This window comes from Streptomyces sp. NPDC038135, assembly GCF_055601245.1.
The window spans coordinates 300,787-320,130 of the sequence record NZ_JBVJXS010000004.1; the positions used below are offsets into that span (position 1 = coordinate 300,787).

Genomic DNA, 19,344 nt, shown 5'->3' on the forward strand with positions numbered 1-19,344 from the left:
CATGCGTACCGTTGAACTCAGCTACGACGGAACCCGGTTGACGCCACCGGAGGCGTACGACCGGATCCGTGACTTCGCCCGCTATCCCGAACTCGTCGACGTGGTCCGCTCGGTGGCGGTGCACCCGACCGGCAAGGGCACGACGGTGCTCAGCGACTGGGAGGTCGACTTCCGCAACGGCGTCCTGGCCTGGACCGAGCAGGACGACTTCGACGATGCTGCGCTGACCATCACGTTCCGGCAGACGGACGGCGACTTCGAGAGTTTCGAGGGCCGTTGGGAGGTGGCCCCGCGGGCGTCGGGAGGTGCGCGGGTGCGGTTCGCCGCCGCCTTCGACTTCGGGCTGCCGAGCCTCGCCGGGATCATCGACCCGGTCGCCGAACGCGTCCTTCGCGAGACCGTCGAGCAGATCCTGCGCGCGCTGCTCGGGGACGCGCCGGCCGCGCTCGGGCCGGCCCTGACCGCAGCGGGCGGCGCGGCCGGCGCGACGAGGGAGGCGGCCTGATGGACGCCGCCAACCGCTTCGAAACCCGGGTCACCTACCGGCTGCTGCGCGCGGAGTACTGCGCGGGGCTGGCCCTCAGCGCCGGGCTCCTGCTCACGCACCTGGACCAGGTGCGCTGGTGGGTGGCCGTGGGCATGTTCGCCTACATCGACGTGATCGGCTATCTGCCCGGGGCCCTGGCCCATCGCCGGTCCGCATCCGGGTACGTCCCCCGGGTCTACTACGTCCTGTACAACACGATGCACAGCTGGCTCACCGCGGCGGCGGTGGCCGGTCTGTGGGCCTGGCTGGTCCGCCCGGAGTGGGCGCTGCTCGCCGTGCCCATCCATCTGTGCGGCGACCGGGGGCTGCTCGGGAACTTCCTCAAGCCGTTCGCCGTGCCGTTCGAGCCCAAGCCGCACCCGGCCTTCGTCCGCCTGGAGCAGTCCCTGAGCGGCGGTGACGGCGCCGCGACCGCTCCGGTGAGCGCCGAACCGGCGCTGGACACCGTGCGGGCGACCCGATGAGGGCCGCCGTCCGGGCGCCGGGGACGCCGGACGCGATCGACGTGCTGCGCGCCCACGCCGACCACCCGAGCGCGTTCCTCGCCGTCAACTCGGACACGCGGCACCACCACGGCCGACGCTCCCCCGGCCTGGTCGCCTACCTGCCGGGGCGCCGTCACGTCGTCCAGTTCGCCGCGCCCTTCGCACCCGGCGAGGCGCGCGGCCCGCTGCTCGACGAGTACCTGGCGACGCTGGGCGGACGGCGACGGCTGACCGCCGTGCAACTGCGGGCGCAGGACGTCGGCCTCTATACCGAGCGGGGCTTCACCGTCAACCAGATCGGCAGCTCGTACGGCATCGACCTGGAGCGTTTCACGCTGCGCGGCAAGGCGCTGGCCAAGGTCCGGCAGAACGTCTCGCGGGCCCGCCGCGAGGGCGTGACGGTGACGGAGGCGCCGGCGGGGTCGCTCGACGAGCAGGCCCTGGACCGGATCGACCGGGACTGGCTGCGGGCCAAGGGACGCCACGTCAAGCAGCTCACCTTCCTGGTCGGCGAACGCGGCGGCCCGGGGCGGCCGTTGCGCCGCACCTTCCTCGCCCGGCACCGGGGGGCGATCGTCGCCTACATCACCTACTCCCCCGTGTGGGGCGAGCGCTCCGGCTGGCTGTACGACCTGACGCGCCGCAGTCCGCAGGCCCCGACCGGCACGGTCGAACTGGTCAACCTCACCGCGCTGAACCGTTTCGCGGAAGAGGGGGCCGGCTGGCTCCACCTGGGTCTCACACCGTTCGCCGGACTCGCGGACGCACACGAGCCCTCCTGTGCGTCGGCGTCCCTCACCCGGGCTCTGCGCCTGGTCGCCCGGCACGGCGGCGCGGTCTATCCGGCGCGCACCCAGGAGGCCTTCAAGCTCAAGTGGGACCCGCACACGATCGAACCGGAGTACGCCGCCTTCCAGGACCGGGTGCGGCCCGGCGCCGTCTGGCGCCTGCTGCGCGCGACCGGCGCGCTCTGACGGCGCCCTCCCGCCACCGGTCACCTCCGGGCACACCGCCTGCGAACACCCCTTTCACCCGACACCCCGACTCTAGGAGCAGCACATGACCGCACTCCCCCTGGAAGCCGACTGGGACAACGCTCCCGGCGTGCTGGAGGGCGCCCGCGAACTCCACCTCACCCCCGGCGACTGCGATCTGCCCTACTGGCTCGAGCACGTGGCGGGCTCCATGCTGCGCCGCCTGACCGACGGCACCGTGACGGCCGGTGCCGCCGCCGAGGCCGCGCGCCGCCCCGGCCCGCTGCGCGACGCCCTCGTCGACGAGTTCACCTTCCGGACGCTGGCGGAGGAGAAGGCCGCGCGTGCCCTGTCCTTCCTCGTCTTCCACGCCCCGGACCGCGACTGCCTGGAGTTCTTCTCCACCCAGCTGATCGACGAGGCGCGCCATGCGCGTGTCTTCCGCGAGCACCTGGTCGAGGCGGGGCTGTCCGAGGCCGAGGTGGCGGCCGCCGTGGCAAGGACCGCGAGCGGGTCCGGCGCCGCGGTCCTCGACCCGCTGGAGGCCTTCGGTCTGCACGTACTGCGCGACCAGGGCGACTTCTACGGCGGCGTCCTCGTCCTGACCGTGCTCGTCGAGGGTGTCCTGGCGCCCGCCGCGGAGCTGAGCGAGCGGAAGTGGCGCCTGCTGGATCCCGGTGCGGCGCTCGTCGAACGCGGGGCGAACATGGACGAGATCCGCCATCTCGCGGTGGGCAGCTCCGTGATCCGGCAGTACCTCACCGAGCGTCCCGGGGAGCGCGAGCGCCTGCTCGGCCTCCTGCAGGAGGGGCGGCGGCTGTGGGAGAAACTCCCCATGGAGGAGGTGCTGTTCCGTCGGGAGTCGCTGTTCCAGCAGGGGATCGCCGAGCACGGCGAACTGCTGGGCGACTACGAGATCTGGCCGGGGCGCCGCCTGGTCGACACCGGGATCGAGGAGCGGATGACGGCGGCCGAACGGTGGTCCCGTGAGACCCAGGAAGCGCGACTGGCCCACATGCTGCTCGACGGGGCCTTGTAGTGGGTACCGCCGGGGACGTCTGGCGGATCCCCCTGTCCGGTAGGGCCGCCGGCGACGGCCCGGCCGGCGGGCCGTGCGTGGCCGCGCTGGTGACGGTGCCGCGAACCGCCCCGGGGGCGGTCGTCCTGCTCTGGCCCGCCCTCGCGGTGACCGCCTCGTACTACGCCCCCTTCGCCGGGGAACTCGCCGCCCGCGGCATCGCCGTCGTCGTCGCCGACCTGCGCGGACAGGGGCACAGCCGGCCGCGGGCGGGGCGCGCGACGCGCCACGGGTACCACGAACTCGCCGTACGTGACTGGCCCGTCGTGGTCGGGGCCGTCCGCGAGCGGTTCGGCGGGGAGGTTCCGCTGTTCCTCCTCGGGCACAGCTTCGGCGGCCAGGTCAGCGCCCTCTACACGGCCCGCGAGCCCAAGGGCGTGGAGGGTCTGGTCACGGTGGCGGCCGGGTCGGTGGACCACCGCGGGTTCTCCGGCGCCGCCCGTCTACGGGTGCTGGCCGGGACGCAGTTCATCTCGGTGGTCTCCGCCCTGTGGGGGTACTGGCCGGGGCACCGGCTGGGCTTCGGCGGCCGCCAGCCCGCCCGGCTCATGCGCGACTGGGCGCGGATCAGCCGCACCGGGCGCTTCCGGCCGTCCGGCGCGGACTTCGACTACGAAGCCGCTTTCGGCGGGGTGACCTTGCCGGTGCTGGCCGTCTCCGTGGCGGGCGACAGGCTCGCCCCTCCGAGTGCGGTGGACCGGCTGTGCGCGAAACTGAGCTCCGCCGAGGTGGAGCGCTGGCACTACCAGCCGCCGGCCGGTGACCGGAGCGACCATGTCCGGTGGGCTCGTTCGGGCGCGGACATCGCGGCCCGGATCTCCGACTGGGTACGTGACCGGGCGGCGAGTGGTGACAAGTAGGGCCTGGCGTCGATAGCAGGATTGTTATCGACGGAGACTTGAGAAATCGCTTTCGAATCATCACTATACTGAACGAGACGGCTCGTTCTACATCACCTCCTTATCGGTGAATCCCCCGCAGAGCCGCGTGGCCGAGAGAGGTGGCAAGACATGGGACAGACCAGATCCCTCACTGCGACGTCAGGGGAGAACGGCCAGCGCATGCGGGATCTCGAGGCCCGCGAACGCATCCTGACGACGACGCTCAGAATGCTCGGGGAGCTGGGATACAGCCGGCTCACCATCGGCGGCATCGCCCAGGAGGCCGGTGTCGGCAAGGCCACGATCTACCGTTCCTGGCCCAACAAGGCGGCCCTCACGCTGGACGCCGTACGCACGCAGCTTCCGCAGATCCCCGTCGAGGAGACGGGGGACAGCGAGCAGGAGGTGATCGCCGTGGCCGAGACGCTCGCAGCGCTCTACGGCTCCCCCAGGGTCCGCCTGGTACTGCCGGCCCTGGTCTCGGACGCGGCGGCCGATCCCGAGCTGGGCCGCCGGCTGAGAGAGGAACTCATCGAGGAACGCAAGCGGCAGTCCACGGCGGTGCTGCAGCGCGCCGTCGACCGAGGCGACATGGCCAAGGACGCCGACATCTCCACCATCCTGGACATGTGGGCGGGCCTGATGCTGTTCCGCAGCCTCTTCTTCGACGTGAGCTTCGACGAGCAGGCGGTCCGCAATCTGGTGGCGGCGACGCTCGACTCCCCGCCACGCCTCACCGACGCCCGCGAGCGCCCCTCCGACCGGTAGCCCCCGCGGGACGCCCCCTCCCACGCGCCCCGGACAGCTCACGACGCCCTGCCGTCGCGACTTCCCCCGACCACGCCCCCCCCCCCCGCGGCCCGGGAGGAGCCCGACGGCAGGGCGTCCCCCGGTTCGGCCCTCGCCGCACAGGCCCGGAGTCCGGTGTCCCGGCCGGTTCGAGGAGCCTGTGACGCAGTCCCGTGCTGCCATGGCGTTGCCGCCCGACCGCGCGGAGACGCTCCTCGACGAGTGCCGCGTCATGGTCAAGACCCCCGGGCACGCCGTCTGGGACGGCATGCGCGAGGTGGAACCCGGCACGGTCGTCACCGTCGACCGCTCCGGCCTCGCCACCCGCGTCTACTGGCGGCTGGAGACCCGCCCACACCCGGACGACCGCGACACCACCGTCGCCACGGTGCGCTCGCTCCTGGACGACATCGTGCGCCGCCAGCTCGTCGCCGACGTACCGCGCTGCACACTGCTCTCGGGCGGCCTCGACTCCTCCGCCATGACCGCGCTCGCCGCCCGGCAACTGGCCGAACAGGGCGAGACGGTGCGCAGCTTCGCCGTCGACTTCGTCGGCCAGACGGACAACTTCGTCGCCGACGAACTGCGGGGCACCCCCGACGCCCCGTTCGTGCACGACGTGGCCCGGCTCGCCGGCACCGACCACCAGGACATCGTGCTCGACGCCGAGTCCCTGGCCGACCCCGCCGTGCGCGAGCGGGTGATCCGGGCCCGCGACCTGCCCGCCGGCTTCGGCGACATGGACGCCTCGCTGCTGCTCCTCTTCCGCGCCGTCCGCCAGAAGTCCACCGTGGCCCTGTCCGGCGAGTCCGCCGACGAGGTGTTCGGCGGCTACCTGCAGTTCTTCGACGAGGAGGCGCGCCGCGCCGGCACCTTCCCGTGGCTGGCGACCATGGGGCGCCATTTCGGCGAGGACGCCGATGTGCTCCGCACCGACCTCACCAAGTCACTCGACCTGGAGGGGTACGTCGCCGACGGCTACCGCACCGCCGTCGCCGCCGTCGACCGGTCGGACGGCGAGAGCGACTTCGAGTACCGCATGCGGCAGATCAGCCACATGCACCTGACCCGCTTCGTCCGCGTCCTGCTCGACCGCAAGGACCGGATGAGCATGGCCGTCGGCCTCGAGGTCCGGGTGCCGTTCTGCGACCACCGGCTGGTCGAGTACGTGTACAACGCGCCGTGGGCGCTGAAGTCCTTCGACGGCCGCGAGAAGAGCCTGCTGCGTGAGGCGTCCGCGGACGTGCTGCCGCGCTCGGTCTACGACCGGGTCAAGAGCCCCTACCCGTCCACACAGGACCCCCGGTACGCCCGCGCCCTGCAGGAGCAGGTCGGGCGACTGCTCACCCGGCCCTCCCACCCCGTCTTCGACCTGGTGGACCGGGACCGGCTCCGGCGGGCGGCGGAACGCGAGGCGCCGGTCAGCACACAGGCGGCCCGACGCGGTCTGGAACGCGCCCTGGACCTCGCGGGGTGGCTGGACCTCTACTCGCCGGAACTCACCCTCGACTGAACCCCACGGACTCCGGGCAGGTGCGTCACTCCGGTGCCGGCAGGGTCGGGTGGTCGGTGGGGTAGATGCCGACCGCGAACCCGTACACGGTCTCACCGGCTCTCGGCATCCGGTCGAACTCGTCCACCAGCCGGGCCATCCGGTCCCAGAACTCGGAGGCCTGCTCCTCCGAGATGCGCGCGTGCCGGATGAAGCCCCAGAGTCTCCCCTGCTCGAACGCGTCGGAGGACTCGCGTGCAGCCACCTCGAAGTCGTTGAAGTCGCCGGACGCCTCCTCGCCGGCGGGTGAGGACTCGGCCGCGATGTGGAACATGCGCGCGGTGCGCCCGTAGAAGCGCTCCTCGATCGCCCGGACCCGCCGCGTGCGCACCACCTGGAGCAGACCGTTGCGAGTGAGCACGTCCACGTGGTGCGCGACCGTGCTCTTGGGCCGCCCGACCGCGGTCGCGAGCTCGGTGACGGTCGCGGCCCGCTCGTGGAGGAGCTGCAGGATCGTGGTGCGGAGCGGGTGGCCGATGGCCTTCACCTGGGCCGGCCTGGTCAGCGCCATCCGATCGGCCAGCTCGTAGTCCGGGGGGTTGTCGGCCATGGCAGAACAGTCTAGCCTCGCCGAACGTTCCAAAATAGTCGAACATTGAGCGAGGGAACCGCCGACATGGCCGAAGTGCTGCTGTACCACCACATCCAGGGCCTGACCGACGGCGTGCGGGCCTTCGCCGACGACCTGCGGCAGGCCGGGCACACCGTGCACACGCCCGACCTGTTCGACGGCCGCACCTTCGCCGGGATCGAGGAGGGGTTCGCATTCGTGCGTGAGCAGGGTCTCGACGCGATCCGGGAGCGCGGCGCCGCCGCGGCCGACGGCCTGCGCCCCGAGCTCGTCTACGCCGGCTTCTCCTTCGGCGTGACGTTCGCCCAGCGGCTCGCCCAGACCCGGCCGGGGGCCCGCGGGGCACTGCTCCTGGACTCCTGCCTCCCGGTCACGGAGTTCGGGGAGGCGTGGCCCGAGGGGGTGCCGGTGCAGATCCACGGCAAGGAAGGCGACGAGTTCTTCGACGAGGACCTGCCGGCCGCACGCGAACTCACCGGCGCCACGTCGGCCGCCGAGCTGTTCGTCTACCCCGGCGACGGGCACCTCTTCGCCGACTCCTCGCTCGCCGCGTACGACCCGGAGGCGTCCCGACTGCTCCTGGAACGGGTGCGGGCGTTCCTCACCTCCGTCTGACCGGCGCGGGCCGTGGCCGCCGTCGCCGAGTGGTCGCGACGGACGCCCACTTCGGGATCGGCGGCCGGAGAAGGCCTGAAGTCAGCTCCTCTCCGGCACCGTCATCTCGCCCAGGCGTGACCAGTCGTCCTGGGGGACGGTCACGTTGACGATGCGGGGTGTCTCGGCGAGGTGGCGCGGGAGTGTCTCGCAGGCCGTGCGGAAGTGGTCGGAGCCGACGTGCGCCGCCCCGGCGTCGTCGTCGCGGAACGCCTCGACCAGGACGTACTCCGTCGGGTCGTCGACGCTGCGGGACCAGTCGAACCACAGGCAGCCGGGTTCGGCGCGGGTGGCCCGGGTGAACTCCCCGGTGATCTCGGGCCAGGCGTCGGCGTGCTCGGGCAGGACCCGGAACTTGGCGGTGATGAAGATCATCGATGCTCCTTGCGGACGTGCGGGTGCCCGGCGGCCCGGGCCTGACGGGATGTCCGCTCAGGGGACCAGGATCGCGCGGCCCCGGACCCGGCCCGCGTCCAGGTCGGAGAGGGCGTCCTGGAAGCGGTCGAGCGGATAGGGCGTGGTGTGCAGGCGGACCCGGCCCTGGGCGGCGAGCACCATCAGCTCGCGCAGGTCGTTGTAGGAGCCGACGAGGTTGCCGATGAAGTTGATCTCGTTGGAGATGATGTCGATGGTCGGCACGTCGATGTTCTCGCCGTACCCGACCACGTGGTAGTCGCCCGCGCGGCGCAGCATGCGCACCCCGTCCCGGGTGGCGCCGCCCTCGCCGACGAAGTCGATGACCACTTCCGCTCCCCGTCCCCCGGTCAGCTCCAGCACCTGCTCGACGTGCCCCCCGTCGGCGACGACGCCGTGGTCGGCGCCGATGGAGCCGGCCAGCTTCACCGCATCGGCATTGCGGTCCACGACCACGATCTGGGCGGCCGTCAGGGCTTTGAGCACCTGCACACCGATGTGCCCGAGCCCGCCGGCGCCGATGACCACGCAGCGGTCGCCGGGCCGCAGTTTCCGGGCCGCCTTGGCGACGGCGTGGTACGCCGTGAGGCCGGCGTCCGCGAGGGCGGCGACGTCGGCCGGCTCCAGTGAGTCGTCGATGCGGATCACGCTGCGGGCGGAGGTCTTCAGGTACTCGGCGTAGCCGCCGGCCGTGTCGATGCCGGGGAAGAGGCTCTGCTCGCAGTGGACGTCGTCGCCCGACCGGCACGCCCGGCACAGTCCGCAGGTGATCAGCGGATGGACGATGACCTTGTCGCCCTCGGCGACGTTGGTGACGGCGCTTCCGATCGCGTGCACCCAGCCGGCGTTCTCGTGCCCGATCGTGTAGGGCAGCGTCACCCCGGACTTCTGCGCCCACTGCCCCTCCAGGATGTGCAGGTCCGTCCGGCACACGCCGGCGCCGCCGATCCTCACGACCACGTCGTACGGGCCGGTGACCGAGGGTTCCGGCACGTCGGTCATCTCGGGGTCACGGCCGTAGCCGACGACCTGGACTGCTTTCACGAGGCCTTCTCCCTGGGCAGCACGGCGGGCCGCGGCTCCGCGGCCCGGGGGGACTGGTCCGCCGCGGACTGCGGGTAGCGGGTCCGCAGCAGCCCGCGGCAGAAGTGGGCGTTGCCGTCGATCGAGATACGGACCGCACGGGCGAACCGGACCCGCAGCGGAATCTCCTCCGGCGTGAAGGGGCGCCCGTCGTCGTCGACGAGGAGGGGATCCGCGGGAGACGTGCCGAGGCCGAGCGCCGCACGCCGGCGCAGCAGCGCACGGGTCGCGGCGGTGTCGGGCAGGTCCCCGAGCACCACCTCGTGCAGTCTCTCCTCGGTGCGCGAGCGGTCCTGCCGCAGCAGCGCGGTCAGGGCCCGCTCCATCGCCGCGGCGTGGGCCTTGCGCCGGAAGACCAGCCGCAACTCCTCCAGGCCCTCCTCGGCCTCGGCGCCGAACGTGCCCCGGTATCCGGCGTCGGCCGCCAGACCGCGGTTGATGAGGTCGGAGTCGTGGTGGTCGTCGAGCAGGACCGTGACCGGGCCGGCGTCCGGCAGGGCGGTCAGCACGTCCTTGGCGTCGGAGGCCATGAGGTAGGCGAAGTTCGGGGAGCAGAAGGAGGTGGGCAGCCGCAGGTGCACCGTCAGCCCGCCGTCGGGACGGGCCTCGACTGAGCGGACGAAGCCGAGGTCGGTGATGGGTTCGTCCAGTTCGGGGTCGAGAACCGCGTCCAGCGCCTTCCTGGCCCGCTGCTCCAGGGTTCCGCCGGGCATGTCACGCCTCCGTGGGCTGCGCCGCGACCGAGGCGGCCCCGGCCGGGCCGGCGGCCTCGCTCGCGGCGGGGCCCGGGGCGGTGGGCGCGACCTCGGCCTCGGCGGGCACCGGGATGCCGTACATGGCCGCCGCGTTGAGGCCGAGGATCTTCTTCTTCTGTTCGACGGTGATCGGCGCGTACTCGTCCTGCATGTCCTGCGGGATCTGGAAGTCCACGAACCGCTCGATCAGCCACCGCGGTGTCCACAGCGCGTAGTCGCTCGAGAACTGGATGCGGTTCTCGTCCAGCCAGTACAGCAGCTCTCCGATGATCTGGGCGAAGTAGCGGGGGCGGGTGTGGATGAACGGCATGGCGACCGCGAGTCCGGCGTGCACGTTGGGCTCCTGGGTGGCGATCCAGCAGAAGTCCTCCAGCCGGGGCAGCCCGCAGTGCTCGACGACGAAGTTCAGTTCGGGAAAGTCCGTTGCGGCCTTGTCGACGTCCGCGACGTCGAAGGCGTCCCGGTCCAGCGGCCGGATCGTCGGCCCTTTGTGCACGTGGATGTTCCTGATGCCCAGTTCCTGGGCCATCTCCAGGTAGCGGTAGGACCACGGGTCGTCCAGCTTCCAGCCGCGCGAGTCGCCGTGCCACTCCGCGGTGTAGAGCTTGGCGCCCTTGAGCGCGAACCGGTCCGCGTCGCGCCGCAGCTGTTCGAGGCCCCGCTCCTCGTACCGCGGGTCCCAGCAGTGGTTGTAGGTGAGCTTGTCGGGGTGCTGGCCGGCCAGCGCGGAGGCCTCCTCCGTCTGTCCGAAGCCGGTGCGGTAGAAGGCGCTGAGCAAGGCGGGCTGGAAGATCGCGTGGTCCACGTACCCGTCGACGAAGAGGTCCTTCATCAGCCGCTGCCCGCCGTAGTAGAGGTACTCCTCGTACGGCCACACCTCCGACTCGGGGCTCAGGTTGCGGTGGTAGTCGTAGAAGCAGTCGATGAACTGCTTGCCGTGGATGTTGAGCTGGTTCTCTGGGCGTGCGTCCCACAGCGCTATGTGCGCGTCCACGATGAAGTACTTCTCGCCGTCCTTGCTGTACACGTCGGCCTCCGTCCCTCTGAATGCCTCGTGCCACACCATCGACGTTAGGCACGGAGCGGGGAGCCTGCGAGTCGTCGGCCGTCACGCCGCGCGTCCCCTCCCCCGGCCCGCGGGAACCCGCCCGTTCCCGTCACTGGTCCGGCCCCTTGGTCTGCCGACGGGAGATCTCCCCGCGCGCCTTGCGCCACCGTGACCGGGTCTGCTCGACGACGTTGTCCCACTGCCGGCGGACCTCCCGGTCCGAAGGGCGGTGGCCCGCACGGATCCGGGCGAGTTCGTCCCGGACCTCGCGTCCCAGCGCCGCCGACGCGACCAGGGAGAGCATGACCGCGAAGAGGGCGGAGATCATCGCGAACACCGCGCCGACCACCCCGTAGCGGGTCACGGAGGAGTCGAAGAGGCGCGGCATGTAGATCGTCGCGCCCACGGAGTAGGTCGCCGTCAGGACGGCGCCGGTGACGCCGAAGGGAAGCAGGTCCGGCCAGCTGATCCGCCTCGCCGACAGGATCCAGCCGGTCCAGACGAGGAACGCCGCGGTCACCGGCGCCTCACACGCCAGGGCGACCAGACCGAGCGCGTATCCGCCGAGGAGCGCGGAGAGCAGCGTGATGACCAGGGCGTAGGCACCGAGCGTGAGGATCCACCACAGGCCGTTGCGGGTGTTGCGCACGCTGAGGGGCTTCAGGTCCCACGTCTGTTCGAAGAGCCGCTGCGCTGCGCGCGCGAAGCTCAGCACCGAGATCGTCGCGAACACCACGCCGAAGAAGCCGAAGCTCGCGCTGGGCCCTTCGGAGGAGGAGAAGAGCGAGCTGACCGCCGAGGCACCCGCTCCGGTGAGGTTGTAGCGTTCGATGATCCGCTCCGCGGCGTCGTAGTGCGCGAAGACGGAGCCGAGGAGGATGGACAGCGGGACCAGCGCCGTCAAGGCGCTGGACGCCAGGGCCATCGAGCGGTCGAAGCCCAGGATCTTCTGGAACCGGTTGATGATCCGCAGCGCGAACGCGGGCCGCAGCCAGAACGTCAGCGTTCTGACGAGGCGCTCCCGGTTGAACTCCGGCGCTCTACCTTCCATGGGCCCGCACGGAGACGGAGTCGGCGCACGTGATCGACCGGCCGACGGCTCCCGTGGTGTCGACGTGCTGCCGGCCGTGGGCACGCGGGCGGACCGCGGCTCCGTCGGCCGGCCGTCGGAGCAGGCGTACGGGGAAGGTCTTCCGCGGGCCGCAACGCCCGGGCGGGACCCGCGCCGGTCGGCCCGTCCGGGGAGTGCCCGGCGACGACTCGGTCACCGCCCACGACTCATCAGTCAACTCATGACGAAGCACCACGAATCGACCAACGAACATGCGCCCGCGAGGACACGACCCGGTGAGGACGCGGCGTCGTCGGCGATCAGTCCTGCCCGCGGAGGTCCAGCATGCAGAAGACCTTGTCGTAGCGGCGGTCACCGACGGCGACGAAGTCGGGCAGGCGCCCGTACTCGCTGAAGCCCAGGGACCGGTAGAGGCGCAGGGCATGGGTGTTGTCGCCGCGGGCGTCCAGGGTGAGAACCTCGATCCCGGCTTCCCTGGCGTCCGCGACCAGGGCGGCGGTCAGCGCCCGGCCCACACCCCGACCCTGGACAGCGGCATCCACCGCGATCTTCTCCAGGTCGGCGTGCGGCCGGTGGGTCGGCCGGGCGTAGCGGAGCCAGTATCCGAATCCGACGAGCCGGTGGTCGAGATATGCCGCTCGCAGGGACGCGTCCCCGGCCCGCGCCGCTGAGGCGACGTGGCCGAGGAGCTGCGCCACCTCATGCGGCGCGGGCGGTTCCACCCAGCCGAGCGCGGCGCCCGCGCCGACCAGATCCGCCAGGATCCGGTGGGCCGACTCGGCGAACCCGCCCTCCAGAGCGGGGTCGGAGGCCAGTTCCGCGGCGTCGAGGACGGCGGGCTCAGTGGCCTCGCCGCTGGTCATGGGCGGACTCATGACCAGCAGCTTAGGCGTTTCGGGAGGTCGGGGCTCAGGAGTCGGCCGCGGACGGGTCGGTGTCGTCGTCCTCGCCCTTGGCCCGCACGTCCGGCGGGGTGGGCGCGGTGATGTTCCGCTGCTCCGCGGACCGCTCCTTCGTCTCCTCGTCGACCTGCCGGGTTTCGTTCTGCTCGGAGCTACCCATCGCCCAACCTTTCACCGGTTCGGATCCGACGGCGCCACGGTGCGCGAACGCGTCGGCGTCCGGCGCGCCCGAGGCGCCTGCTCGATCACTTCTCCTGCAATCGGGACACAGGTTCCCTGCGGCGGCCACCTGACGCACGCGGTCCGCATCTCACCGGGGGCCGGATCCCTTGTCAGGGGATTGTCAGGGGATACGGCCCGCGGCTAGCGTGCGCCGATGCCTTCCCTCGTCCCGTTACTGCCGCCCGGCTACCGCTCACGGCCCGCGACCGCCGGTGACATCCCGGCGATACACGCTCTGGTCATGGACTGCGAACGGCAGGCGTACGGGCGGGTTCAGCGTGACGCCGGGGCCATAGCCGCCGATCTCTCGCGGCCTGGCCTGGCGCCCGAGTCCGACACCGTCCTCGTGCACGACCCGGCCGGTCGCCTGGTCGCCCGCGCCTGGGTGGACCGGCGCTCCGAGGTGGACGTGCATCCGGAGCACCGGGGCCGGGGGCTGGGCGCCTCGCTCCTCACCTGGACGCTGGCGCGGGCACGGCAGGCCGGCACCGCCCGCGTGGTGCAGAGCGTGCCGGACTCGGACACCGGCGCGGCGGCGCTGCTGCGCGCGCACGGGTACGAGCCGCTGGTGACGGCCTGGCTGCTGGAGTTCGCCATGCCGGCGGAGCCCTCCGTGCCCGAGGCGCCGCCGGGCATCACGGTGCGGCCCTTCGGCGCCGGCGACGGGCCCGCCGCGCACACCCTCGTCCAGGACGCGTTCGACGAGTGGCAGGAGCGGAGGCAGGGGTACGAGGAGTGGGCCGTCCACACCGTCGAGCGGCCGACGTTCGCCCCTCGCCAGTCGGCCCTGGCCTTCGCCGGCGACGATCTCGTAGGCGCCGCGCTGGCGCTGAACGTGCCGGGCACGGACGAGGGCTACCTCGAACAGGTCGCCGTGCGGCGCGATCACCGGGGCCGCGGCATCGCCCGGCTCCTGCTGCGCCACACCTTCCGCGCCTTCCACCGCACGGGCCTGCGCTGCTGCACCCTGTGGACCCACTCCGACACCGGCGCCCTCGACCTCTACCACCGGGTCGGCATGACCGTCCGGCACAGCTCCACGGTCATGAGCAAGGACCTCGGGGTGTAGCCGTACCTGCGCCTCGCCGGCCACGGAGGACTGTCACCGTGGGTTGCCCCGGAGCCAGGCCAGTACCTGCTCGGCGTGCTCGTTCGGCGGGAAGACGGGATAGAAGACGTGCTCGACCAGCCCGTCGTGCACGATCAGCGTCAGCCGCGAGTAGAGCCTCGTTCCCTCGACCGTGAACGTGGGCAGGTCGAGCGCCCGCGCCAGGCGCCGCTCCGGGTCGGAGAGCATCCGGAACGGCAGACGCAGTCGCTCGACGACCTCGCGCTGGTAGTCCGTGTCCTGGCTGGAGAGGCCGAACACGCGTGCCGCGCCGGCAGCGAGCAGGTCCTCGTGGTGATCGCGAAAGCCACAGGCCTCGGTGGTGCAGCCGCGCGCTCCGGGGATCGTGTCCCAGCCCTCGGGCATATCGGTACCGGGGCGTCCGGTGAGCGGATAGACGTAGAGCACGGTCCGGCCGGCGCCCAGCGTGTCCAGGCGGACCGCCTCTCCCCCGCTGCTCTCCAGTGTCAGCGACGGAACCGCCGTTCCGGGCAGGTGCTCGGCGGCGCCGTCGTCCTCGGGTACGGGAAGGCCGTCGGGCAGTTTCATGTAGTCACTCATCATGTCCCCGTGTTCGTGTGCCGGTTCGGTGCGGCCGCCCGGCGGGCCGGCTCTCCGATCCGTATCTGTCTCGTACGAAGAACCTAAACCTTTCCCTTAGGGTGAGAGTCAAGTCGGCCGGCCGGGCCGCGCGATCAGGTGTGAAGCCGGCCTCCCGGGCAACCTGCTGTGCACACACGCATTTCCGTGGACCACACAGCGGGGGACGACATGCAGGTCAAGGCTCGGTACGCGGGCACCATCGCCGCAGCGGCGCTCACCGGAAGCTGTATGAGCGTATGCGCCGTCCGCTGGTGGGCGCGCCGTGCGTCGAGGCGGTCGCAGGCCTGGCCACCGGCCTCCGAGCGGGTCGTCGGACCGACGACTCCGGAGGAGACACTGCACAGTTACTGGAACGCCCTGCAGCCGTTGGACCTGACCTCCTAGATCCCGGCCGGAGCCACGGGAAGGTCTGTGCCCGCCGCCGTCCGCGCCGTAGTATCGGTGATCTCTGGGGAGGTGGCCATGGGCAGGCGGCAGCCGGGGGCTCCGACGCTCGAGGAGGTGGCCGCCCGTGCCGGGGTGGGCCGGGGCACCGTCTCCCGGGTCGTCAACAACGCCGCGGGCGTCAAGGAGTCGACGCGCCGTGCCGTTCAGCGGGCCATCGCCGAGCTGGGCTACGTGCCCAATCTCGCGGCACGTTCCCTCGCCGGGCAGCGGGCCGACGCCGTCGCGCTCGTGATGACGGAGCCCAGGTGGCGGCAGTTCTCCGAGCCGTTCTTCTCCGAGATCGTTCACGCGATCGGCGACGCGCTGGCCGGCACCGGGCCGCAACTGCTGTTGACCCTGGTCCGCTCGGACGCCGAGCGGCAGCGCTTCTTCGAGTACGCCCGCGGCGGACGGGTCGACGGCGTCCTGCTGATGTCCGTGCACGCCGACGATCCGCTCCCCGACATGCTCGCCGAGGCCCGGCTGCCGACGGTGCTGATGGGACGCCGCTCCGGCGACGAGCGTGTCAGTTACGTCGACGCGGACAACACGGGCGGCGCCCGCAGCGCGGTCGCCCACCTGCTGGCCACGGGCCGGCGGGCGATCGCCACGATCACCGGGCCGCTCGACATGTACGTCGCGCAGTGCCGGCTCCGCGGCTACCGGGAGGCACTCGCCCTGGGCGGTCCGGGGGCCGCGCCGTCGCGGGTCTGCGAGGGCGACTTCACCGAGGAGGGCGGCCACCGGGCCATGACCCGGCTGCTCGAACGGCATCCGGAGATCGACGGCGTCCTGGCCGCTTCGGACACCACGGCCGAAGGCGCCCTCGCCGCACTGCGGGCGGCGGGGCGCCGCGTGCCCGAGGATGTCGCCGTCATCGGTTTCGACGATTTCCCGCTGGCCGAGCGGACCGCGCCACGACTGACGACGGTGCGTCAGCCGCTCGGTGAGATCGGCCGGACGATGGTCCGGCTCCTCCTCCAGGAGATAGAGGAGCCGTCCGTGGCGTGGCGCCACGTCATCCTGCGCACGGAACTGGTGCTGCGCGACTCGGCCTGACCGGCGCCGCCGAAGGGCGGCGCGCCGTGGACCCGTCCGCGCGACGAGGCGGGCGGTCCGGCGGAGTTCGGGAGCGCTCCCAAGTAGCCGATCGCCACGCCCTCACACCTGCCTGATCTCGCCGACCTGCGCCTTCGACGATCCTTCGACGGGATCCTGTGCACTGTCTTGTCAGGGCCACGACGCTTCTCTACAGTCCCCGGGAACGCAGGAGTTGGGAGCGCTCCCAAAGTGCGTTCCGTTCCCAGGCTCCCGTGAGCTCTCCCCCACACCTCCGAGAGGACCCCATGCGAACCTCACGGCACCCCCTCCTCACCCGGACGCAGGCCCTGTTAGGCGCGCTGCTCGCCGCGCTCGCCGTCCTGGCGGCGCTGCTGGGCACCGCCCCGGCAGCCCACGCCGACACGTCGATCTGCGAACCGTTCGGCTCGACCACGATCCAGGGCCGCTACGTCGTCCAGAACAACCGCTGGGGCACCAGTCAGACCCAGTGCATCACCGCGACCGACTCGGGATTCCGGATCACCCAGGCCGACGGCTCGGTCCCGACGAACGGCGCCCCGAAGTCCTACCCGTCCCTCTTCAACGGCTGCCACTACACCAACTGCTCGCCGGGCACCCGTCTTCCGACGCAGCTCAGCGCCATTTCCAGCGCACCGACCGGCATCTCCTACAGCTACGTGAGCGACGCCGTGTACGACGCGGCGTACGACATCTGGCTCGACCCCACGCCTCGCACCGACGGGGTCAACCGGACGGAGATCATGGTCTGGTTCAACAAGGTGGGCTCCGTCCAGCCCGTCGGCTCGCAGGTGGGCACGGCCACCGTGGCCGGGCGCCAATGGCAGGTGTGGTCCGGCAACAACGGCTCCAACGACGTGCTGTCCTTCGTCGCCCCGGCGGCGATCGGGAGCTGGAGTTTCGACGTCATGGACTTCGTCCGGCAGGCCGTCTCCCGCGGGCTGGCGCAGAACAACTGGTACCTGACCAGCGTTCAGGCCGGCTTCGAGCCCTGGCAGAACGGCACCGGTCTCGCGGTCACCTCGTTCTCCTCCACGATCAACACCGGCGACGGCTCCGGAAACCCCGGGACCCCCGCGGCCTGCACCGTGTCGTACACGACGAACGTATGGCAGGGGGGCTTCACCGCCGACGTCACCCTGACCAACACCGGCTCCTCCCCCGTCGGCGACTGGAAGCTGGGATTCACGCTGCCGGCCGGGCAGCAGATCACCAGCGCCTGGAACGCCACTCTGGCCCCTGCCTCCGGAGGCGTCACGGCCGGCGCCCTCGCCTACAACGCGCAGATCCCGGCCGGCGGCAAGGTCTCCTTCGGCTTCCAGGGGACGTACAGCGGCAGCTTCGCCAAGCCCGCGGCGTTCACCCTCAACGGGGCGGCCTGCGCCACCGCGTGAACCTTCCGCCCAAGGCCCGTCCCGTGAACGGACCCAGCACGACCCCGAGTCGGACACACTTCCCCGGCCGAGCAGGCTACGCCCCGCTGCCTTGGTCGGCCTCGACCGGCTTGGACGCCCGCGCGTCGGCTGTCTCCAGCAGCCGTAGCGCGGGCGTGTTGACGGGTTCGGGCGTCCCCTGGTGGTCGTACCGGAAGAGGGCGATGCCGTGCCGCGAGGCCCACTCGACCGCCGGCGGGGTGTAGCCGGCCAGTGAGAAGAAGAGGGCCTCCTTCTCCTTGGCGGTGGCGACGCCGTGGAGTTGCTGAACGGTCGGGCGGGTGGTGGGGCTGCCCTCCATCTTCACCTGGGCCAGGCCCCGCGCGGAGATCACGTCGATTCCCTCGTCGGCCCCTTCAGGCGTGGCCACCGCATCGGTGAAGCCCAGGTAACGCATCCAGTCGACGGCGATGAGTTCGGACTCCCGCGCGGTGCGGATCAGCCGTGGCTCGGGGCGCCCCGCCGGGGGTGCGGCCGGCGCGGGAAGGGCCACGACCTCCTGCCGGGCCGCGAGCGCGGTCCGTAGGCGGGGGTTGCCGACGAAGGAGAAGTGCAGGTCTCCGACGTCCAGCCCCCAGCCTTCGGTCACGTCATCGGGATCGGGGTCGTACCGGTAGGCCATGCCCTTGTCCGAGACGGCCGCTCCCCGGTCGGTGAGGATCAACAGCGCCGGGCGCTTTGCTGATCCGACGGTCTCAGCCAGGGCGATGCACAGAATGCGCTCGTCGACGGCGACATGGCGTCGCGCGAGTCGCTCCGCCTCGGCCCGGACGCGGGGATTGCGTGCCACGCTGGTCCCCGACAGGCAGTAGGCGATCGCCTCTTCCTGCGGCGCTCCGCGCTCCGGCAGGTCGTCGAGCAGCTGACGCGCGGCGCGTTGCAGCGCCTCGGCCGCTCGGGCCGCCTCACGGGCCAGCGCATCCTGCTGCTCCTGCCGGAGCTGCTGTTCGGCGCGGGCGGCCTTCCCCTCGCGGATCCTGGCCTGTCGTGCCACTTCGGCGTCGTTGCGGGCGGTGTTGCGCCGGCCCGCCGGGGTGGAGTTGAGGATCCACAGGGCGATTCCCCCGACAGCGACGACAGCCAGTGTGATCAGCGCGACGAACTCGGAGAAGAACAGCGCGACGAGCGCCACTAGGACCCCGACGACACACAGGGCGCCGAGCGACATCTGAACGGCCTCCACCCGGGTGTCCACCCGCGAGCGCCGTGCCGTGCTCTTGTCCGCGCCCGCGTCCCGGGCGTCGACCTCCGAGGGGGGCCGCACCTCGGCCGCCCGGCCGGATCCTGGGCAGGCCTGCCCTTTCACCTTGTGGGAGACGACCAGCCCTTTGGACAAAGGCAACTGGAGCCGACAAACCGAGCATATGCCGAGTTGCACAACTTACCCCCATACCCCTTGCTGTGAAGTGAGCAGACTGTAACTGATCACCACAGCACGGTGAGTCGGACCGGCCTGGGGGCCGCCCCGCTTGTCGGGGCGTGGGTCGCCGGCGCGGGCGGCGGGATCGAGATGCCGTCTAGTCCCAGGCCTGGTGGCACAGGTGCGCGATGTCGGGGTCGGTCAGCCCGTCGGCGCTGCGGCACAGCTGTCGCATCTGCCGGGGATACGGCTGAGGCCGCGGGTGCGGCATGGGTGCGTGTACGGCGGGGTGTCGCTTCCTCGGGTT

The 19,344-nt window shown here is 71.7% G+C and carries 21 protein-coding genes and 1 pseudogene; 12 read left to right on the plus strand and 10 right to left on the minus strand.

All coding sequences use genetic code 11. The features are described 5' to 3' along the window. The first annotated feature begins 1 nt into the window (after position 1). The 7 genes and pseudogenes from ACZ7JA_RS12980 to ACZ7JA_RS13010 all read left to right on the plus strand — a co-directional run. On the plus strand, positions 2-505 hold the full coding sequence (locus ACZ7JA_RS12980) for a type II toxin-antitoxin system RatA family toxin (RefSeq protein WP_389297766.1): 504 nt from the start codon (positions 2-4) through the stop codon (positions 503-505). Continuing rightward, on the plus strand, positions 505-1,011 hold the full coding sequence (locus ACZ7JA_RS12985; RefSeq protein ID WP_470808085.1) for a hypothetical protein: 507 nt from the start codon (positions 505-507) through the stop codon (positions 1,009-1,011). The genes ACZ7JA_RS12980 and ACZ7JA_RS12985 overlap by 1 nt, the downstream gene beginning before the upstream one ends. Continuing rightward, positions 1,008-2,006 (plus strand): phosphatidylglycerol lysyltransferase domain-containing protein, encoded by a 999-nt coding sequence (locus tag ACZ7JA_RS12990; RefSeq protein WP_470808086.1) that lies wholly within the window; start codon positions 1,008-1,010, stop codon positions 2,004-2,006. The genes ACZ7JA_RS12985 and ACZ7JA_RS12990 overlap by 4 nt, the downstream gene beginning before the upstream one ends. 85 nt (positions 2,007-2,091) lie before the next feature. Further along, entirely contained in the window at positions 2,092-3,045 is a 954-nt protein-coding gene (locus tag ACZ7JA_RS12995) for a VlmB-like protein (protein ID WP_470808087.1), read from the plus strand. Continuing rightward, positions 3,045-3,944 carry an alpha/beta hydrolase family protein gene (locus tag ACZ7JA_RS13000; RefSeq protein ID WP_470808088.1) on the plus strand — a complete coding sequence of 300 codons (900 nt, stop codon included), beginning with the start codon at positions 3,045-3,047 and terminating at the stop codon, positions 3,942-3,944. The genes ACZ7JA_RS12995 and ACZ7JA_RS13000 overlap by 1 nt, the downstream gene beginning before the upstream one ends. A gap of 150 nt (positions 3,945-4,094) precedes the next feature. Then, positions 4,095-4,733, plus strand: coding sequence for a TetR/AcrR family transcriptional regulator (locus ACZ7JA_RS13005; RefSeq protein WP_470808089.1), 639 nt, complete (start codon positions 4,095-4,097; stop codon positions 4,731-4,733). A gap of 184 nt (positions 4,734-4,917) precedes the next feature. Then, positions 4,918-6,267 (plus strand): annotated as a pseudogene (locus tag ACZ7JA_RS13010) (asparagine synthetase B family protein); the annotation flags it as partial. A gap of 25 nt (positions 6,268-6,292) precedes the next feature. Here the strand turns inward: ACZ7JA_RS13010 and ACZ7JA_RS13015 are convergent. Continuing rightward, positions 6,293-6,856, minus strand: coding sequence for an ArsR/SmtB family transcription factor (locus tag ACZ7JA_RS13015; protein WP_351663510.1), 564 nt, complete (start codon positions 6,854-6,856; stop codon positions 6,293-6,295). 66 nt (positions 6,857-6,922) lie between these two features. Between ACZ7JA_RS13015 and ACZ7JA_RS13020 the strand changes: the two genes are divergently transcribed. Further along, a complete protein-coding gene (locus ACZ7JA_RS13020; protein ID WP_389297990.1) occupies positions 6,923-7,492 on the plus strand; it encodes a dienelactone hydrolase family protein in 570 nt (189 codons plus the stop codon). A gap of 81 nt (positions 7,493-7,573) precedes the next feature. On the opposite strand, the gene ACZ7JA_RS13025 is transcribed toward ACZ7JA_RS13020, so the two are convergent. From ACZ7JA_RS13025 to ACZ7JA_RS13055, 7 genes are all read right to left on the minus strand, one after another. Beyond that, entirely contained in the window at positions 7,574-7,906 is a 333-nt protein-coding gene (locus ACZ7JA_RS13025; RefSeq protein WP_351663507.1) for a putative quinol monooxygenase, read from the minus strand. A gap of 57 nt (positions 7,907-7,963) precedes the next feature. Beyond that, the gene (locus ACZ7JA_RS13030; RefSeq protein WP_351663504.1) at positions 7,964-8,989 is read right to left on the minus strand and encodes an NAD(P)-dependent alcohol dehydrogenase; all 1,026 of its coding nucleotides are present in this window, start codon (positions 8,987-8,989) and stop codon (positions 7,964-7,966) included. Continuing rightward, positions 8,986-9,741: an iron-sulfur cluster assembly protein gene (locus ACZ7JA_RS13035; protein ID WP_470808090.1), complete on the minus strand. Its 756-nt coding sequence runs from the start codon at positions 9,739-9,741 to the stop codon at positions 8,986-8,988. Before ACZ7JA_RS13035 ends, ACZ7JA_RS13030 begins: the two co-directional genes overlap by 4 nt. A 1-nt stretch (position 9,742) precedes the next feature. Next, positions 9,743-10,810, minus strand: coding sequence for an amidohydrolase family protein (locus ACZ7JA_RS13040; RefSeq protein ID WP_470808091.1), 1,068 nt, complete (start codon positions 10,808-10,810; stop codon positions 9,743-9,745). 130 nt (positions 10,811-10,940) lie between these two features. Next, positions 10,941-11,882, minus strand: a complete 942-nt coding sequence (locus tag ACZ7JA_RS13045) for a hypothetical protein (protein ID WP_351663495.1) — start codon at positions 11,880-11,882, stop codon at positions 10,941-10,943. A 320-nt stretch (positions 11,883-12,202) separates the two neighbouring features. Then, on the minus strand, positions 12,203-12,778 hold the full coding sequence (locus tag ACZ7JA_RS13050) for a GNAT family N-acetyltransferase (RefSeq protein ID WP_470808092.1): 576 nt from the start codon (positions 12,776-12,778) through the stop codon (positions 12,203-12,205). A 34-nt stretch (positions 12,779-12,812) separates the two neighbouring features. Beyond that, on the minus strand, positions 12,813-12,965 hold the full coding sequence (locus tag ACZ7JA_RS13055; protein ID WP_389297754.1) for a hypothetical protein: 153 nt from the start codon (positions 12,963-12,965) through the stop codon (positions 12,813-12,815). Between the two features lie 216 nt (positions 12,966-13,181). Here ACZ7JA_RS13055 and ACZ7JA_RS13060 point away from each other — a divergent pair, with 216 nt between their 5' ends. Further along, entirely contained in the window at positions 13,182-14,096 is a 915-nt protein-coding gene (locus ACZ7JA_RS13060; RefSeq protein WP_470808093.1) for a GNAT family N-acetyltransferase, read from the plus strand. A gap of 33 nt (positions 14,097-14,129) precedes the next feature. Here ACZ7JA_RS13060 and ACZ7JA_RS13065 read toward each other — a convergent pair whose 3' ends face one another. After that, positions 14,130-14,684 carry a peroxiredoxin gene (locus ACZ7JA_RS13065; RefSeq protein ID WP_389447470.1) on the minus strand — a complete coding sequence of 185 codons (555 nt, stop codon included), beginning with the start codon at positions 14,682-14,684 and terminating at the stop codon, positions 14,130-14,132. A gap of 198 nt (positions 14,685-14,882) precedes the next feature. On the opposite strand from ACZ7JA_RS13065, the gene ACZ7JA_RS13070 reads away from it, so the two are divergent. From ACZ7JA_RS13070 to ACZ7JA_RS13080, 3 genes are all read left to right on the plus strand, one after another. Beyond that, positions 14,883-15,122, plus strand: coding sequence for a hypothetical protein (locus ACZ7JA_RS13070; protein ID WP_351663480.1), 240 nt, complete (start codon positions 14,883-14,885; stop codon positions 15,120-15,122). Positions 15,123-15,200: 78 nt separating this feature from the next. Beyond that, the gene (locus ACZ7JA_RS13075) at positions 15,201-16,223 is read left to right on the plus strand and encodes a LacI family DNA-binding transcriptional regulator (protein WP_351663477.1); all 1,023 of its coding nucleotides are present in this window, start codon (positions 15,201-15,203) and stop codon (positions 16,221-16,223) included. A 287-nt stretch (positions 16,224-16,510) separates the two neighbouring features. Continuing rightward, the gene (locus ACZ7JA_RS13080; protein WP_470808094.1) at positions 16,511-17,638 is read left to right on the plus strand and encodes a glycoside hydrolase family 12 protein; all 1,128 of its coding nucleotides are present in this window, start codon (positions 16,511-16,513) and stop codon (positions 17,636-17,638) included. Positions 17,639-17,714: 76 nt separating this feature from the next. Here ACZ7JA_RS13080 and ACZ7JA_RS13085 read toward each other — a convergent pair whose 3' ends face one another. Then, positions 17,715-18,941 (minus strand): restriction endonuclease, encoded by a 1,227-nt coding sequence (locus tag ACZ7JA_RS13085; RefSeq protein ID WP_470808095.1) that lies wholly within the window; start codon positions 18,939-18,941, stop codon positions 17,715-17,717. Positions 18,942-19,344: the final 403 nt, after the last annotated feature.